This window comes from Streptomyces sp. HNM0575, from assembly GCF_012726265.1.
Taxonomy (GTDB): Bacteria; Actinomycetota; Actinomycetes; order Streptomycetales; family Streptomycetaceae; genus Streptomyces.
Genome location: NZ_JAASAG010000003.1, coordinates 306,289 through 323,240 on the forward strand (window position 1 = coordinate 306,289; position 16,952 = coordinate 323,240).

General features: G+C 71.8%; 14 protein-coding genes. 4 read left to right on the forward strand and 10 right to left on the reverse strand.

The window, feature by feature from the left end:
- The first annotated feature begins 162 nt into the window (after window positions 1-162).
- On the forward strand, window positions 163-1,359 hold the full coding sequence (locus HCC61_RS09325; protein ID WP_169134827.1) for a bile acid:sodium symporter family protein: 1,197 nt from the start codon (window positions 163-165) through the stop codon (window positions 1,357-1,359).
- A gap of 56 nt (window positions 1,360-1,415) precedes the next feature.
- On the opposite strand, the gene HCC61_RS09330 is transcribed toward HCC61_RS09325, so the two are convergent.
- The 8 genes from HCC61_RS09330 to HCC61_RS09365 form a co-directional block, all read right to left on the reverse strand.
- Window positions 1,416-3,281 carry an exo-alpha-sialidase gene (locus tag HCC61_RS09330; protein ID WP_169134828.1) on the reverse strand — a complete coding sequence of 622 codons (1,866 nt, stop codon included), beginning with the start codon at window positions 3,279-3,281 and terminating at the stop codon, window positions 1,416-1,418.
- 321 nt (window positions 3,282-3,602) lie between these two features.
- On the reverse strand, window positions 3,603-4,475 hold the full coding sequence (fdhD, locus tag HCC61_RS09335) for a formate dehydrogenase accessory sulfurtransferase FdhD (RefSeq protein ID WP_169134829.1): 873 nt from the start codon (window positions 4,473-4,475) through the stop codon (window positions 3,603-3,605).
- Between the two features lie 84 nt (window positions 4,476-4,559).
- Window positions 4,560-5,432 (reverse strand): 2Fe-2S iron-sulfur cluster-binding protein, encoded by an 873-nt coding sequence (locus HCC61_RS09340; protein WP_169134830.1) that lies wholly within the window; start codon window positions 5,430-5,432, stop codon window positions 4,560-4,562.
- A complete protein-coding gene (locus HCC61_RS09345; RefSeq protein WP_169134831.1) occupies window positions 5,429-7,408 on the reverse strand; it encodes an NAD(P)H-dependent oxidoreductase subunit E in 1,980 nt (659 codons plus the stop codon). Before HCC61_RS09345 ends, HCC61_RS09340 begins: the two co-directional genes overlap by 4 nt.
- 8 nt (window positions 7,409-7,416) lie before the next feature.
- Complete coding sequence (locus HCC61_RS09350; protein ID WP_169134832.1) at window positions 7,417-9,366, reverse strand: molybdopterin-dependent oxidoreductase; 1,950 nt, start codon at window positions 9,364-9,366, stop codon at window positions 7,417-7,419.
- On the reverse strand, window positions 9,363-10,340 hold the full coding sequence (locus HCC61_RS09355) for a 2-dehydropantoate 2-reductase (protein ID WP_169134833.1): 978 nt from the start codon (window positions 10,338-10,340) through the stop codon (window positions 9,363-9,365). Before HCC61_RS09355 ends, HCC61_RS09350 begins: the two co-directional genes overlap by 4 nt.
- Window positions 10,341-10,555: 215 nt before the next feature.
- A complete protein-coding gene (locus HCC61_RS09360; RefSeq protein ID WP_169134609.1) occupies window positions 10,556-10,720 on the reverse strand; it encodes a hypothetical protein in 165 nt (54 codons plus the stop codon).
- A complete protein-coding gene (locus tag HCC61_RS09365; RefSeq protein WP_169134834.1) occupies window positions 10,717-12,111 on the reverse strand; it encodes an OFA family MFS transporter in 1,395 nt (464 codons plus the stop codon). The genes HCC61_RS09360 and HCC61_RS09365 overlap by 4 nt, the downstream gene beginning before the upstream one ends.
- A gap of 199 nt (window positions 12,112-12,310) precedes the next feature.
- On the opposite strand from HCC61_RS09365, the gene HCC61_RS09370 reads away from it, so the two are divergent.
- Complete coding sequence (locus HCC61_RS09370; RefSeq protein ID WP_169134835.1) at window positions 12,311-12,526, forward strand: hypothetical protein; 216 nt, start codon at window positions 12,311-12,313, stop codon at window positions 12,524-12,526.
- A 111-nt stretch (window positions 12,527-12,637) separates the two neighbouring features.
- Here the strand turns inward: HCC61_RS09370 and HCC61_RS09375 are convergent, their stop codons facing one another.
- Together HCC61_RS09375 and HCC61_RS09380 are read right to left on the reverse strand one after the other, a co-directional pair.
- A complete protein-coding gene (locus HCC61_RS09375; RefSeq protein ID WP_169134836.1) occupies window positions 12,638-13,453 on the reverse strand; it encodes an MBL fold metallo-hydrolase in 816 nt (271 codons plus the stop codon).
- Between the two features lie 34 nt (window positions 13,454-13,487).
- Window positions 13,488-14,186 carry a class I SAM-dependent methyltransferase gene (locus tag HCC61_RS09380; RefSeq protein WP_169134837.1) on the reverse strand — a complete coding sequence of 233 codons (699 nt, stop codon included), beginning with the start codon at window positions 14,184-14,186 and terminating at the stop codon, window positions 13,488-13,490.
- 339 nt (window positions 14,187-14,525) lie between these two features.
- Between HCC61_RS09380 and HCC61_RS09385 the strand changes: the two genes are divergently transcribed.
- Both HCC61_RS09385 and HCC61_RS09390 read left to right on the forward strand, forming a co-directional pair.
- Complete coding sequence (locus tag HCC61_RS09385; RefSeq protein WP_169134838.1) at window positions 14,526-15,203, forward strand: GntR family transcriptional regulator; 678 nt, start codon at window positions 14,526-14,528, stop codon at window positions 15,201-15,203.
- Window positions 15,204-15,576: 373 nt separating this feature from the next.
- Window positions 15,577-16,761 (forward strand): ROK family transcriptional regulator, encoded by a 1,185-nt coding sequence (locus tag HCC61_RS09390; RefSeq protein WP_169134839.1) that lies wholly within the window; start codon window positions 15,577-15,579, stop codon window positions 16,759-16,761.
- The last annotated feature ends 191 nt before the right edge of the window (window positions 16,762-16,952 follow it).

A 16,952-nucleotide genomic window follows, 5' to 3' on the forward strand; every position in this document is an offset into this window, starting at 1 on the left:
GTTGTTGCAGATCGTACGAGCTTTCTGCACCGAACCTCCCCGAGTAAAGCAGCCTCAGGGCACAGGAGAGAATGGGTCGGAGGACATTCGTACAGCGTCCTCACGGCGCCGGGGACGGCCCGCCGCCGGGAGGGCCGACCGCAGCACCGCACCGAGGGAGACATGCGCCGACTGGCACGACTGGCGGACCCGTACATCGCACTGCTTCTCGGCACCGTCCTCCTCGCCGTCTTCCTGCCGGCGAGCGGTGGCGTGGCCACCGGCCTCGGATGGGGCACCAAGGCAGCGGTCGGACTGATCTTCTTCCTCTACGGAGCCCGCCTCTCCACCCGCCAGGCCGTCGAGGGGATGCGCCACTGGCGGCTCCAACTGCTCGTCCTGATCTGCACGTTCGCACTCTTCCCGCTGATCGGGCTGGCGACACGGGCGCTCGTTCCGTACGTGCTGACCCCCGGACTCCAGTCGGGGCTGCTCTTCCTCTGCCTGGTCCCCTCCACGGTCCAGTCCTCCATCGCCTTCACCTCCGTCGCACGCGGGAACGTGCCCGCCGCCATCTGCGCCGGCACGTACTCGAGCCTGCTGGGCATGGTGGCCACCCCGCTGCTCGCCGCATGGCTCGTCGGCGGTCACGCGGGGCTCGGCGCCGACGGTCTGGTGGGTATCGTCTGCCAGCTCCTCGCGCCCTTCGTGGCGGGGCAGTTGCTGCGCCGCTGGATCGGCGGTTTCCTCACCCGGCACCACCGGATCCTCGGCTTCGTCGACCGCGGCTCGGTGCTGCTGGTCGTCTACACGGCCTTCAGCCAGGGCATGACGGAAGGCATCTGGGGCCTGATCACACCGCTGAGGCTGCTCGCCCTGCTCGGGGTGGAGGCCGGGCTGCTCGCGCTGATGCTCACCCTCACCTGGTTCGGGACGCACAGGCTGGGCTTCGCGCGTGCCGACCGAGTCGTCGCCGTCTTCGCCGGGTCCAACAAGTCCCTCGCGGCCGGACTGCCCATGGCCAGCGTCCTGTTCGGGGCGCACGCCTCACTGGCGGCGCTGCCGCTGATGCTCTTCCACCAGATGCAGCTCGTCGTCTGCGCGTTCCTCTCCCGCCGCTGGGCGGGCGGCACTTCGGACGTACGGGCCGCCGGTACGGGGACGGGTGCCACGGGGCGCACGGGCGAGGAGACCGGCGCGGGACGGAGCGCCTCCAACGCCTCCGGCGCCTCCGGAAGCGATGCCCGTACCGCCGCCGGGGACGACGCCCGTACCGCCGCCGGGGACGACGCCCGTACCGCCGCCGGAGGCGGGCCCGGGGCGGCGGCACCGGACGGCGGCGGGGGCGGCGGCGGAGCCCGGACCGGGACCCGGGCCTGAGTCCGGACCGGGACCCGGGCCTGAGCCCGTTCCCCGGCCCGGAGTCGGACGCCTCCTCAGCGCTTCGCGGGAGCGCGGACGCCGTCCAGCGGCAGGTCCAGCAGTGAGCCGTCCCCGGCGCTGACGCGTACGTCGTCCAGCGCGCCCGTGAAGTGCGCCCGGCTGTCGAGCCGTTGCCCCAGGTGCACGCCGAAGGGGGACCCGACGCTGACCGAGCCCGGCACGTCCTGCGCGGATACGCTCTCGCGGTCGACGCTCAGCCGCAGCTGACCGTCCCCACGGCGCAACTCCGCGTGGTGCCACCGCCCGTCGTCGTACGCACCCTGCGTCGACACCTGCGCGGTGGCCGAGGGCGCCGGGACCTGCCGTGCGGTGACGGCCCCCGTGACACGGCCGTTGGCCGCGTCCGCGACGATCCGCACCTGCGGCTGCGACGCACCCACGCCGCCCATCCACAGCAGCGGCTGCTCGCCCGTCTCCGGCTGCCCGTCCGTGCACCGGAACCACAGGCTCGCGGTGAAGTCCCGCTCGTTCAGCGGCAGTTGAGGACGGAACGGCAGCCGCACGGCGTCGTCGCGCCCGTCGAAGGCCAGCGCGCCCCCGTCGTGCCCTGCCACCGGCTGCGCCCCGCCGAGCACCGCCGCGTCCCCGGCGCCGGGCGCGCGGTCCTCGGTGGTGGGGTCGGCACCGCGCCGGGCGCCCAGCCAGTCCTCGGTGAAGAGCGCGAAGCGGATCTCGTCGCGGGCGTCGGCCGCGCCGCCCTCGTAGATCAGACCCACGCTGAGGGCGCTCGCCCGGACCATGTCGGAGTAGCCGGACCAGTCGGTGGTCACGGTACGGCCGCGGTCGACCCCTTCCCAGGTCCTGCCGTCGTCGTAGGAGGAGCGGATCGTCATCGTGCGGCGCCGGTCGGGATCGGCGGGCGCGGACAGCAACAGCCGGTCGCCGAACGGCAGTACGGAGCCCTGCACTTGGGGTGCGTAGAGGTCCGGCAGCGAGCTGAAGGGCGCCGTGAAGAGATCACCGCCGGCCGCGGCGACCGCCGCCGTGCGGTGCCCGAGGTCGGTTCCCTCGGTCTCGCGGGCACCGGCGAGGACCGTGCCGTCCCGGCGCTCGTGGAGCGTCAGCTCCTGCGGCTTCTGCCGGAAGACGCCGTCGGGGGAGTGGGGACGGCTGTCCGTGGCGCCGCGCCGCCAGCTGCGGCCGCCGTCGTCGCTGACCGCCAGCGCGGCGTGGTTCTCGGTGTTGCGGCCGTCGCGCCAGGTCTCGCCGTTGACGCCGAGGACGATACGGCCGGCGTGCAGGCCGTGGCGCAGCTGGATGCCGTGCCCGGGACCCGTCGCGTACCAGGAGTTCCACTCCCCGGAGCGCAGCTGGGCGCTGAGGTCCTCGGGCTTCGACCAGCTCTCGCCGTCGTCGTCGCTGTACTGGAGATGCGGGGTGCGGTCGCACGGCGAATCGCAGTTCTTGCCGTCGGTACGCCCGGGGTTGAAGGTCTGCGCGAGCAGGATCCGCCCGGTGCGGCGGTCCACGACGGGCGCCGGGTTGCCGTGCGTGTCCCCGCCGCCGTCGCTCGCCACGCGCAGCGGGCCCCAGGTCCGCCCGCCGTCGGACGACCGCTTGACGACGATGTCTATGTCGCCCGCGTCGCCGCAGTCGTGCACCCTTCCCTCCGCGAAGGCGAGCAGATCGCCCTTCACGGTGCGTACGACGGCCGGAATGCGGAAGCAGCTGTAGCCCTCGTCCCGCGACGCCTTGAAGAGCACCTCCTGGGTGAGACCTGGCGCACCTCCCTGCGGCCCCTGCCGTGTGTGCGCCCGGGCCGCCGGGTCGGGGACCGCGAGGAGGGAGGCGCACAGGGCCGTCAGAAGCGCGGCCCGTAAGGACGACCGTGTACGGGAGGCGGAACAACCGGAACTCATGCAGGCCCCTTCCGCGGCCCGGAGGACACGGGCCTTGTCGCGGTTCACGGGATCATGGGACGTACCGGAAGTGCTTTAGTCACCATGCCCGTTCGGGGCGGAAGCTACGTATGAACAAACGGAACGGCGGCGCGGCCGTGCGGTTGCGCGGAGGACAAGCGGACGCCACGCGATACCCGGCGGGCACGCATCGTCCGGGAGCGGGCACCCGACATCCGGGGCGAGGACGCGGCACCCGGGCGGGCACGCGGGAAGGGCCCGGCCGGCGCAGGGGGCGCCTCCCGCCGACCGAGCCCCTATCCCGTGCAGCAGGCGGGACCGTCAGGCCCGGCCGGCCGTTGTGCGCAGGGCGAGCCGGTGCTCACCTGCGTACACGTTCATCGAGGTGCCGCGGAGGAAGCCGACCAGGGTCAGCCCGCTCTCCGCGGCCAGATCCACCGCAAGTGAGGACGGCGCGGATACGGCGGCGAGCACGGGGATCCCCGCCATCACCGACTTCTGCGCCAGTTCGAAGGACGCACGTCCCGAGACCATCAGCACCGAGTCGCGCAGCGGCAGCCCGCCCTGCTGGAGGGCCCGGCCGACGATCTTGTCCACGGCGTTGTGGCGGCCCACGTCCTCCCGTACGTCCAGCAGCTCGCCCTCGGCGGTGAAGAGAGCGGCGGCGTGCAGCCCGCCGGTGCGCTCGAAGACCCGCTGGGAGGCGCGCAGCGTATCGGGGAGGGAGGAGAGCACGGACGGTTCGAGGCGCACGCGCGGCCCGGCCGGATCGTCCGGGTCCTCGGGGTCCTCGATGCTCCAGCGCGCCGTCGTGCGGACCGCGTCCAGGCTCGCCTTGCCGCACAGCCCGCAGGACGAGGTGGTGTAGACGTTGCGCTCCAGCGCGATGTCCGGGACGGCGACGCCGGGCGCGAGACGCACGTCGACGACGTTGTAGGTGTTGGAGCCTTCGTCGGTCGCGCCCGCGCAGTAGACGATGTTCGCCAGCTCATCCGCGGAGCCGAGCACGCCCTCGCTGACGAGGAAGCCCGCGGCCAGCGCGAAGTCGTCACCGGGGGTGCGCATCGTGATGGCGAGCGGCTTGCCGTTCAGCCGGATCTCCAGCGGCTCCTCGGCGACCAGGGTGTCCGGGCGGGTGCTGACCGCACCGTCCCGGATGCGCAGCACACGCCGTCGCTCAGTGACCCGTCCCATTTCGGTCCGTCCTGTCGGTGAGTCCTGTGGGCGGAGGCCCCGGCCGGCCCCACGGGGGCGGAGGCCGGCCGGGACCGCCGTCCGTCATGTACCGGCCGGTTTCCCGCCGCCGACGTGCTGATAGCCGAAACGGCCCTTGATGCAGAGGTTGCCGTGCGTGACCGGATTGTCCAGCGGCGAGCTGACCTTGACGATCTCATTGTCCTGCACGTGAAGGGTGAGGTTGCAGCCCACACCGCAGTACGCGCACACCGTGGTCGTCTGCGTCTGCCGGTCCTCGTCCCACGTGCCCGCCTCCCGCATGTCGAACTCCGACTTGAAGGAGAGCGCGCCCGTCGGGCACACCTCGATGCAGTTGCCGCAGTAGACGCAGGCGGAGTCCGTCAGCGGCGCGTCGTGCTCGGTGGAGATGCGGGCGTCGAAGCCGCGGCCCGCCATGGAGATCGCGAAGCTGTTCTGCCACTGCTCACCGCAGGCGTCGACGCACTTGTAGCAGAGGATGCACTTGTCGTAGTCCCGCACGTACAGATCGTTGTCGATCTTCGGAGGCTCGTTCATGGTGGCCGCGTCAGCGCCGAAGCGGTCCGGCTTCGCGCCGTACTCCTTGATCCACTCCGCTGCCCGCGGCGTCGTGGACAAGTCCGTTGCGGAGGCGAGCAGTTCGAGGACGATCTTGCGGCTGTGCCGGGCGCGCTCGGTGTCCGTACGCACCGTCATGCCCGCCTCCGCCTTGCGCGAGCAGGCCGGGGCGAGCGTGCGGGCGCCCTCGACCTCGACCACGCAGACGCGGCAGGCGTTCTTCGGCTCCAGCGTCTCGCCCTGGCAGAGCGTGGGGATGTCCTTGCCCGCGGCACGGCAGGCGTCCAGGATCGTCGACCCGTCGGGTACACGGGCCGGTTCGCCGTCGAGCTCGAACTCGACGAGGCGGCGCGGGGGATCCAGCGGTACTGCGGTCATGCGTAGGCTCCAAGTCGGTCGATGGCGGACTCCACGGCGTTCCACGCGGTCTGTCCCAGACCGCAGATCGAGGCGTCGCGCATCGCCGCTCCCACCTCGCGGAGCAGCGCGACGTCATCGGCCCCTCCGTTTCCGCCGGATCCCCCGTTGCGTTCGGCGAGCCGGTGCAGCGCCTCCTCCTGCCGTACGGTGCCGATGCGGCACGGCACGCACTGCCCGCACGACTCGTCGCGGAAGAACTCCGCGATGCGCAGCAGGATCCGCGGCAGCGGCACCGACGAGTCGAGGGCGAGCACCACGCCCGAGCCGAGCGTCGTACCGGCCTCTCTGGTGCCCTCGAACGTCAGCGGGATGTCCAGCTCGTCGCCGCGTACGAAGCCTCCCGCGGCGCCGCCCAGCAGCACGGCCCGCAGGTCGTCCCCGGCGCCCGCGAGCGAGAGCAGCTCGCCGAGTGTGGCGCCGAAGGGCAGTTCGTAGATGCCGGGACGCCCGACGCTGCCGGAGACGCAGAAGAGCTTCGGGCCGGTGGACTTGCCCGTCCCGATCGCGGCATACGCCTCGGCGCCCAGCTCCAGGACGGTCAGCACGTTCACCAGCGTCTCGACGTTGTTGGCGGCCGTCGGCTTGCCGAACAGGCCCTTCTCCACCGGGAACGGGGGCTTGGAGCGCGGCTCGCCCCGCTGCCCCTCCAGGGAGTTGAACAGCGCGGTCTCCTCGCCGCAGATGTAGGCGCCGGCGCCGCGCCGGATCTCGATGTCGAAGGCGTAGCCCATGCCGAGCACGTCGTCGCCGAGCAGTCCGCGGGCACGGGCCTGCACGATCGCGTTCGTCAACCGCCGCAGCGCGCGCGGGTATTCGCCGCGCAGATACAGATAGCCCTTGTGCGCGCCGGTGGCGTAACCGGCGATCGTCATCGACTCGATCAGCGCGAACGGGTCGCCCTCCATCAGCACCCGGTCCTTGAAGGTGCCCGGCTCGCTCTCGTCGGCGTTGCACACGACGTAGTGCGGATGGTCCGGCTGCGACGCCGTGGCCTGCCACTTGCGGCCCGTGGGGAAGGCGGCGCCGCCGCGCCCCACCAGCCCCGAGTCGTTCACCTCACGCAGCACCCCGGCCGGGCCGAGGGCGAACGCCCGGCGCAGCGCCCGGTATCCGCCGTGCGCGCGGTACTCGTCGAGGGACTCGGGGTCGGCCACGCCGATGCGTGACAGCAGCTTCAGCCCCGGGTCGCCGGCCTGCGGTACGGCGAGCATCGCGGACGGCTCCTCGGGCGCGGCCTCGGGGGCGTGTGCCGCCGCCTCGACGGCCTCCGCGGTGGCGGGGGCGAGGACGGCGGTGGCGTAGGGCACCTCCCCGTGTGCGGGGCCGCCGTCCCGCCCGAGCGGTGAACTCCCGTTCGGCGAGGCCCCGTTGGACGTGCCAGCGGAGGCCGCTGCCGCTCCGGCTCCCGGACCGGCCGCCGAGGGGCAGCCGGGCCCGGCCCGTACCGCCAGCACCGCCGGAGCCCGCTCGCACAGGCCCAGACAGGGGCTGGGCTGCCAGACAGCGCCGTCACGTGCCTCGCCCGCCGGGCCGAGGCGCTGCTCCACCTCCGCCCGGAAGTCGTCCGCGCCCGGCGCCGCCGCGCACGCGATGTCCGTGCAGACATGCACGACGGTGGCCGGACGCGGACGCATGGAGAACATCGAGTAGAACGTCGCCACCCCGTACGCCTCGGCCGGCGGCACCGTCAGCCTGCGGCACAGATAGGTGAGCGCTCCCTCGCTGATCCAGCCCACCCGGTCGTTGACCGCGTGGAGCCCCGGCAACAGCAGATCGCGCCGCTCCCGCGCGTCCCGGCCGCCGACGGCCCAGCGCAGGTCGCCCGTACTGCGGTCGTCCGCTCCCTCCCAGGCGCTGGGCGGCGGCCCGAGCAGATCGTCGACGGCCGCCTTCTCCTCGTCCGTCGGCTTGCTGTCACCGAAGCGCAGATCCATCGCAGGTCTCAGCTCCTCACGGCTGCCGCGACAGGCAGCTTCTCGATGCGTATCGCGGATGCCTTGAACTCGGCGGTACCTGCGATGGGGCAGTTGGACTCGATGGTCAGCTGGTTGGTGTCCACCTCGTCCGGGAAGTGCATGGTCATGAACGCCAGGCCGGGCCGCAGCCCGGGGTCGATCCACACCGGCGCCACGACCGAGCCGCGCCGCGAGGTCACCCGCACCTCTTCCTCCTGGCTGACGCCGTAGCTCTCGGCGTCCTCGGGGCACAGCTCCACGTACTCGCCGCGGCGCAGCGGGGAGGCGAAACTCCCGCTCTGCACACCGGTGTTGTACGAGTCGAGCCGCCGCCCCGTGGTCAGCCGCACCGGATACTCGTCGTCGGTGAGGTCGACGGGCGGGTCGTGCTTGACGATCCCGAACGGCGCCGGCTTGCCGCGCTTGTCCGGGTCCTTCTCCCACAGCCGCCCGTGCATGTACGGCGGCTCCAGCTCCTCCGTGCTGGGGCAGGGCCACTGGATGCCCTGGTGCTCGGCGAGCCGGTCGTACGTCATGCCGTAGTGGAGCGGCGAGACGGAGCGCAGCTCGTTCCAGACGGCCTCGGAGTCCGCGAACTTCCACTCGTGGCCCAGGCGTCCGGCGATCTCGCAGATGATGTCGATGTCCTCGCGGGCCTCACCGGGCGGGGCGACCGCCTTGCGCACGCGCTGCACCCGGCGCTCGCTGTTGGTGGTGGTGCCGTCCGTCTCGCACCAGGCCGCGGTCGCCGGCAGGACCACGTCGGCCAGTTCGGCAGTCTTCGTCAGGAAGATGTCCTGGACCACGAGGTGTTCGAGCTTCTGCAACCGCTCGACGGCCTGTCCGGTGTCGGCCTCCGACTGCGCCGGGTTCTCGCCGATGCAGTAGACGGCCTTCAGATCGCCGCTCTCCATGGCCTCGAACATCATGGTGAGGTTGCGCCCGTGGCGCGGCTCCAGCGTGACGTCCCACGCGGCCTCGAACTTCTCCCGGGTCTCCGGGTCGAGGACGTTCTGGAAGCCCGGCAGCCGGTCGGGGATGGCGCCCATGTCGCCGCCGCCCTGCACGTTGTTCTGGCCGCGCAGCGGCTGGAGCCCCGCGCCGTAGCGGCCGACGTGACCGGTGAGCAGCGAGAGGTTGATCAGCGCCCGTACGTTGTCGGTGCCGTTGTGGTGCTCGGTGATGCCCAGCGTCCAGCACAGCTGGGCGCGTTCGGCGGTGGCGTAGGCGTGCGCCAGGTCGCGGATCGCCTCGGCGGGCACGCCGGTGACCTTCTCGGCGGCGCTCAGCGTCCACGGCTCGACCTCGGCCCTGTACTCCTCGAAGCCGGTCGTGGCCCGCTCGATGAAGGTGTGGTTGGCCAGCCCCGCGTGGATGATCTCGCGGCCAATCGCGTGGGCGAGGGGGATGTCCGTGCCGACGTTCAGCCCGAGCCAGCTCTCCGCCCACTCGGCGGTGGACGTGCGGCGCGGATCGACGGAGTACATCCTCGCGCCGTTGCGTATGCCCCGCAGCACGTGCTGGAAGAAGATCGGGTGCGCGAAGCGGGCGTTGGAGCCCCACATCACGATCAGGTCGGTCGACTCGACCTCCTCGTAGGAAGAGGTGCCGCCGCCGGAGCCGAAGGCCGCCGACAGGCCGGCCACGCTGGGCGCGTGACAGGTGCGGTTGCACGAGTCGACGTTGTGCGTGCCCATGATGACGCGGGTGAACTTCTGCGCCACGTAGTTCATTTCGTTCGTCGCGCGGGCGCAGGAGAACATCCCGAAGGCGTCCGGGCCGTGCTCCTCCTTGATCCGGCGGAAGCCCTCGGTCGCCTTCCCGAGCGCCTCCTCCCAGGTCGCCCGCCGCAGCGGACCGCCCTTCTCGTCCCGCACCAGCGGATGCGTGAGCCGGGTGTACTCCTTCGACGACGGTTTCCCGCGGTCGCGTTTCATGCTGCGCTCCTTACGGTCTGTGCCAGCAGGTCGGTCACGGCGTGGATGGCGCAGAGCTTCGGCACGCGGGTGCCGGTGAGCGCGGCGAGCTCGACCACGGCGGCCAGGAGCACGTCCAGCTCCATCGGCTTGCCGCTCTCCAGGTCCTGGAGGGTGGAGGTCTTGTGCTCGCCGACGCGTTCGGCTCCGGCCAGCCGCTTCTCGACGGAGATGTCGGGGCGGCAGCCGACGGCCCCGGCCACCGCGAGCGTCTCGCGCATCATCGTCGCCACCAGCGCCCTGGTGTCCTGGTGGCGGCAGATCTGCGCCATGGTCGCGCGGGAGAGCGCGCTGAGCGGATTGAAGGCGATGTTGCCGATGAGCTTGATCCACACGTCGTTGCGGATGTCTGCCTCGACGGGGCACTTCAGCCCGCCCGCCTTCATGGCCTCGCTGAAGTCCTCGCAGCGCCTGGAGTCGGTGGTGTCGGGCTCGCCTATCGAGAAGCGGGTGCCTTCCAAGTGCCGTACGACGCCGGGCCCTTGGAGCTGGGTGGCCGCGTAGACGACGCAGCCGACGGCGCGTTCGGGCGGAAGCACCGCGCTGACGGCGCCGCCGGGGTCCACGCTCTCTATGCGCCTGCCCTCGTAGGGGCCTTCGAGACCGTGGAAGTACCACCAGGGAATGCCGTTCTGCGCGGCCACCACGGCCGTGTCCTCGCCGAGCAGGGGGTGGACCAGCGGCCCGCACTCGGCGTACGAGTTGGCCTTGAGTCCCAGGAAGACGTAGTCGACGGGCCCGATGGCGGACGGGTCGTCGGTGGCGTGCACGCGTGCGGTGAAGTCACCGCGGGGGCTGAGGACCTGTACGCCGTGCTCCTTCATGGCGGCCAGGTGCGGTCCGCGGGCTATCAGGTGTACGTCCGCGCCCGCGCGGTGCAGTGCTGCACCGACGTAGGCGCCTATCGCTCCGGCACCGACGACTGCGACTTTCATATCCGCTCTCCGTTCGGTTGAGGGGACCGAGCGTGGGGGAACCAGGATGGTCGACAGAATATTGTATACACTTGGCTTTCCCAACGGGCAAGACGTGTGCGGCGGTTGCGCCGCACACGACCCGACCCGGCCGGTTTCCGGCGCGGACCATTGGTCAGGTCCGAATTATCCCTTCACGGCCGCCCGTGGGGAACCCGTCGTCCGTCAGTCGCCCGTCAGCCCCCGGTGAAGAGCTGCACGACCTTGAGGATCAGCTCGTAGAGCCCGTACGCCATGGGCAGCCCGACCCACAGCCATGTGAACGCGAACAGCGCCGCGGGCGGCCGCGCGGCGGTGTCCGCCGGCGCGGCCTCGGGGGTGGTCGTCTCTCCGCCGGTCATCGCCCGGTCGCCTCCCTGGTCTCTGCGCCGCCCTCCTGGCCGGCGGCCGCCACGGCCGTCGCGGGCTCGTGGAACTTCGGATTCACCGGCCGGATCAGCTCGTTGGCGATGAAGCCCACGGCCAGCAGCCCGATCATGATGGACAGGGCGAGCCCGTAGAGGCCCGGCCCCGAACGGCCCGCCGCCTCCTGCGAGTCGGCGACCCAGTTGACGATCAGCGGGCCGAGTACGCCGGCGGTGGACCAGGCGGTCAGCAGCCGCCCGTGGATGGCGCCGACCTCGTACGTCCCGAACAGGTCCTTCAGATACGCCGGTACGGTCGCGAAGCCGCCCCCGTAGAAGGAGATGATGACGAGCGCGCACCCGATGAACAGCGGCTTGGAGGAGTCGCCCAGCAGCACGATCCCCAGATACATCAGAGCGCCGACGCCGAGGTAGCAGCGGTACATGTTCTTGCGCCCGATGGCGTCGGACGTCGTCGACCACAGGAACCGGCCGCCCATGTTGGCCAGCGAGAGCAGCGCGACGAAGCCCGCCGCTGCCGAAGCGGAGACCGGCGTGGAGGTGTCGGCGAAGAAGTCGCCGATCATCGGCGCGGCCTTCTCCAGGATGCCGATGCCGGCGGTGACGTTCATGCACAGCACCACCCACAGGCACCAGAACTGCGGGGTGCGCACGGCGTTGCGAGCCGAGACGTCGGCGGTCGTCACCATCGCCTTCTGCGCCTGCTGCTCCTGGGGCTTCTTTCCGCCCGGGGGCCGCCAGCCGTCCGCCGGTACGCGCACGAGCAGCACGCCCAGCGACATGAAGACCGCGTAGACCAGGCCGTGCACGAGGAAGGCCGCGGCGACGCCGCCGTGGTCCGAGCCGAAGCTCTCCAGCATCTGCGCCGACCACGGCGAGGCGATCAGCGCGCCGCCGCCGAAGCCCATGATCGCGATGCCGGTGGCCATTCCCGGCCTGTCGGGGAACCACTTGATCAGTGTGGAGACGGGGGAGATGTAGCCGATCCCGAGGCCGATCCCGCCGATGAAGCCGTAGCCGAAGACGACCAGCCAGTACTGCTCGACGGCGGCGCCCAGCGCCGCGATCAGGAAGCCCGAGCAGAAGCAGAGCAGGGACACCGTCATCGCCCAGCGCGGTCCGTTGCGCTCCACGAGGGTGCCGCCGAAGGCCGCCGAGAGGCCGAGCATCACGATGCCGAGCTGGAACGGGAGGGCGCTGGCCGTACCGGACAGTCCGAGCGAGGACTCCAGCGCTGGTTTGAAGACGCTCCACGCGTAGGCCTGACCGATCGACAGATGGACGGACAGGGCGGCCGGAGGTATCAGCCAGCGGCTCCAACCGGGAGGCGCGACAGTGCGGGAGCGATCGAGAAACCCAGGTGCCATGGCCAGGAGGTTAGGAAGTTGAAGAGCGGATGACCAGAGGCGCGACAGATTTCGTCGACAGTATGTGGCCGGTCCGCTGCGCCGGGGCGGGGTTGCGCCTAATGAGGGGTTGGGAGACATGACAAGCGTGTCGTTCTTCATATTTGAGGCTCAATGCGGACATTTGTGATGTCAGCACCCCCGGAGAAAAGGATTCCTCATGCGATCTGTCATCCGTCCCGCCTTCGTAGGGCTCGCGGTAGTCGGCATGGCCTTCGCGGGCGCCGCTACTGCCCAGGCTTGCGACGACGACTCTCCCTCGACGGTGAACGTCGCCAACTTCGAGGACAGCTTCAACGAGGACAGCTACAACGACTTCACCTTCACCGACAGCTTCAACGGCACCATCATCGACGGTGACCTGACGATCAACTGACGGGTCCTGCGACGGGCGGGGCGGCCACGGCATCAGCCGGGGCCGCCCCGCTTCCGTGTGCCTGCGGCTTCCGTGTGCCGGCGGCTTCCGTGTGCCTGCGGCTTCCATGCGTCAGCAGCGGTCGGGCTCCCCGGGACCTCCCGGCTCGGCGCACGGTCCGCCGACTTCGGCGGACTCCCCGGCTCCGGGGCGGAGGACCGTACCGGGCACGGCGACGGAGACCGGGCCTGCGAACGAATCCCGGGCGGCGCGCACCGCGTCCCGGTGCGGGGTGCCGGGCCACAGATGGGTCAGCAACAGCCGTGCGGCGCCCGCCTGCTGGGCGTAGCGCCCGGCCAGGCGCGCGGAGAGCAGATGCGCGGCGTCCTCGGGGGGCACGGTCTCCGGGTGCGTGGCTTCCGAGAGGAAGAGGTCGGCGTTCCGCGCCAGTTCGGGCACCTCCGGGCTCGGGCCCGTGTCCCCGGTGTAGGCGAAGACGGCGCCGCACGGGCCGGTCAGCCGGACGCCGGCGTTGGGCACGAAGTGCGGGAGCAGCCGGGTCTCCACGTCGAAGGGGCCGATCCGCAGACGTGCGCCGGCGGTGATCCCGTGCGGCGTACGGAAGCCGTCGAGCATGCCGGGCCGGTCGAGTGCCAGCACCGCGTCGAGGGCGCCCGGCGGCGAGTACAGCGGGAGCGGCGGGGGAGCGGAGCCGCCGAGTGCGCGGGCGCGCAGCAGCGGGTTGAGGTCCGCGCAGTGGTCCGGATGTCCGTGGGTGACCAGCACCGCGTCGACGTCCTCCGGGCGGATACGGGCCAGCAGGGGCGGGAGCGTCGCGTACCCCGGATCGAGCAGGAGGCGGAAGCCGTCGCAGACGAGCAGATAGCCGCTGCACCCCTGGTCCGGAGTGGGCCAGGCGCCGCGGCCGCCGAGCACGGTCAGTTCCACGGGGGCGCCTCCCCGTCCCGCCGCACCCCTTCGTTCATCGCTTGACGCAGGTGTACGAGGCGAAGACCGATGCGCGGAAGGAGGAGTCGGCGATCTCGAAGCCCGCGGCTGTGAGCATCGGCTCGAACAGCCAGCGGAACGTGCTGTGTTCGGTGCGGATGTGCTCCGCGAGCTCCTCGCGGGTGTAGGCCGTGGCGGGGTCCTCGGGTGCCTTGGCGAGCCAGTCGTCGAGGACGCTCTCCGCCTGCTCCGGAGCGAAGTCGTAGAGGAGGTCGTGCAGCCGTAGGACGCCGCCCGGGCGGAGCATCCCGGCGATGCGGCGCAGTGCCAGCACCTTCCAGAAGTCGGGGAGTTGATGCAGTGCGTGGCGGGTGAAGACCGCGTCGGCCGGAGCGCCGGAGTGCTCGTACGTGAGGAATCCGCCCCGTACGCACTCCAGCGCCGGGAGGCCCTCCGCGGTGGCGCGCTCTCGCAGCACGTCACGCATGACGGGCGAGATCTCCACGGCGACCACGCGCCCGAAGTGCCGTGCGGCAGGTACCGCGAACTGGCCGGTGCCCGCGCCGAGATCGACGACGACCGACTCCGCGGAGAGCCCGCGGGAGCGGAGCAGCGTGATGTCCGCACCCGGGTCGGGGCGTCCCTGCTTGCGGTCGAAGCCGCCGACGAAGTCGGGGTCGAGGTGCTCGGGGCCTGCGTGCGCGAGTTCGTCGGGCATCCAGTCGCGGTCCATGGGAAGGGAGACTGGCACGGCCCGCGACAGCGGCGCGCGCCATTATCGGGCGGGCCGAGGCGCACCGGGAGGGGGCCGGAACGCGCGGCGTCGGGCACTCGGGGCGGGCGCTCGGCGCGGGAGCCGGAGCGGGAATCGGGCGCCGGGGGCGGGAGCCGGCTCCCGTGCCTCGGGATGCGGGTGGGTGTGACGCGTCACAGAGGGGCGGAAGATGCCCCCTACACCCGGCACAGGCGCAGTGCACTCCGTAGACTGTATTCAATAGCCAGAAGTTCGGGTTCCCTGTTCCTGGTCCGCTGTGACCAGGCCGGGGTCCGCCCGGGAGTCAAGGAGTAGCCGATGCTGTCCGCGGGTCTGCCGGAAGGCACCATGCCCAAGCTCGAGCGGCCGGGGCCGCTCCGCGAGCGGGTCTACGAGGCGCTGCTGGAGCTGATCACCACGCGCTCGCTCAGGCCCGGGCAGCATCTCGTCGAGAGCGAACTCGCCCAGCATCTCGGCGTCTCACGGCAGCCCGTGCGCGAGGCGTTGCAGCGGCTGAACACCGACGGATGGGTCGATCTGCGCCCCGCGCAGGGGGCGTTCGTGCACGAGCCGACGGAGGACGAGGCCGATCAGCTGCTGACGGTCCGTACGCTGCTGGAGGCGGAGGCGGCCCGGCTCGCCGCGGTGCACGCGGACTCCGCCGGCATCGCGGAGCTGGAGGACCTGTGCGCCCGCGGTGAGGCGGCCGTCGGCGGCGAGGAGGTCGAGGCGGTCGTGGAGGCCAACGCGGCGTTCCACGCACGGGTGATGGGCCTGGCGGGGAACGCGGTCCTCGCGGAGCTGGCCCGCCAGGTAGACCGCAGGGTGCGCTGGTACTACACGCCGGTGGCGCGGCAGCGCGGCGCGCAGTCCTGGATCGAGCACCGCGAGCTGATCGCGGCCATCACCGACGGCGACGAGGGCCGTGCCGCCGAGGTCATGCGGAAGCACACGGAGCACACGCGCCGCTCGTACCACGAGCGCGAACGCCCCTGAGAGCCGGACGGCCGCGCTGCTGCCGTACCCGCCTCGCTGCTTCGCCGCCTCGCGGAGGGTGCGGGCGCGCACGGAGTGGTCGTCGGAGCGGGGGTTGGGGCGGCGGCGCGGTAGCGGGAACGCTTCGCGGCTTCGCGGAGTCCTTTGTCCATTGCATGGAAAAAGTCGAAGCAGTTTCTGCAGAACTTCTTCCCCCTTGCGCAGAGCGCTGGTACGTTCCCAGTCAATCCCCGGGGAGCGACCCACGCTCCGCGGGAGAGGTCGACGAGAAGTCCGGCCCCGGGCAGGGGAGTTGGTCTCCCTGCCGCCGGGCCGGGTGGCTTCCCGAGAGCCGTTCGACGGTGGCCAGGGGAGGAGGGTGGCGGTGAGGCGCATGACTGCTCGGCCCGCGAACGCCCACCAGGCGCGACTGCTCCGCCTGTTGCGTGACGGCGGCCCGAACTCCCGCGCCGAACTGGGCGACCACGTCGACCTCTCCCGCTCCAAGCTCGCCGTGGAGATCGACCGCCTGCTGGAGACAGGGCTCGTCGTCGCCGACGGGCTCGCCGCCTCCCGCGGCGGCCGGCGTTCGCACAACGTGCGGCTGACACCCGAACTCCGTTTCCTGGGCGTCGACATCGGCGCCACGTCCGTCGATGTGGCGGTCACCAACCCCGAGTTGGAGATCCTGGGACACCTCAACCAGCCGATGGACGTGCGTGAGGGCCCGGTCGCGGTCTTCGACCAGGTGCTCGCGATGGTCGGCAAGCTCCGCGACTCCGGTGTCGCCGCCGAGGGCTTCGACGGCGCCGGGATCGGAGTCCCGGGCCCGGTGCGCTTCCCCGAGGGCGTACCGGTGGCGCCGCCGATCATGCCCGGCTGGGACGGCTTTCCCGTACGGGAGGCCCTCGGCCAGGAGCTGGGCTGCCCCGTCATGGTCGACAACGACGTGAACCTCATGGCCATGGGCGAGATGCAGGCCGGAGTCGCCCGCTCCGTGCGGGACTTCTTCTGCGTGAAGATCGGCACCGGCATCGGCTGCGGCGTCGTCGCCGGAGGCGAGGTGCACCGCGGCACCACGGGAAGCGCCGGCGACATCGGGCACATCCAGGTCGAGCTGGAGGGCCGGCAGTGCCCGTGCGGCAACCGCGGCTGCCTGGAGGCCTACTTCGGAGGAGCCGCGCTCGCGCGTGACGCCGAGGCCGCCGCGCGCGACGGGCTGTCGGCGGAGCTGGCCACGCGGCTGGAGGCCGCGGGACGGCTGACCGCCGAGGACGTGGCCACCGCGGCCGCCGCGGGCGACGGCACCTCACTCGACCTCATCCGCGACGGCGGCGCCCGCGTCGGCCAGGTCATCGCGGGCTTGGTCAGCTTCTTCAACCCCGGGCTCGTGGTGATCGGCGGCGGTGTGACCGGGCTCGGCCACACGCTGCTCGCGAGCATCCGCACACAGGTCTACAGCCGGTCGCTGCCCCTGGCGACCGGCAATCTCCCCATCGTCCTGGGCGAGTTGGGCCCCGCCGCCGGCGTGACCGGAGCCGCCCGGCTCATCAGCGACCACCTCTTCTCACCGGCCTGACCCGACTGCTCAAGGCCGGGCGCCCGCCCGGCCCCCACGGCCCAGCGGCCCCGTAGTACAGCGCGTGCACCGCCCCGCACCACGGCATCCGCCGCGTACGCCCTCCGGATCCCGTACCTCTCAGCGCATTCCGGCACCTCCGCACATTCCGGCACTTCAGCGCACACCCGCATCCCGTGACCCCGGCACCC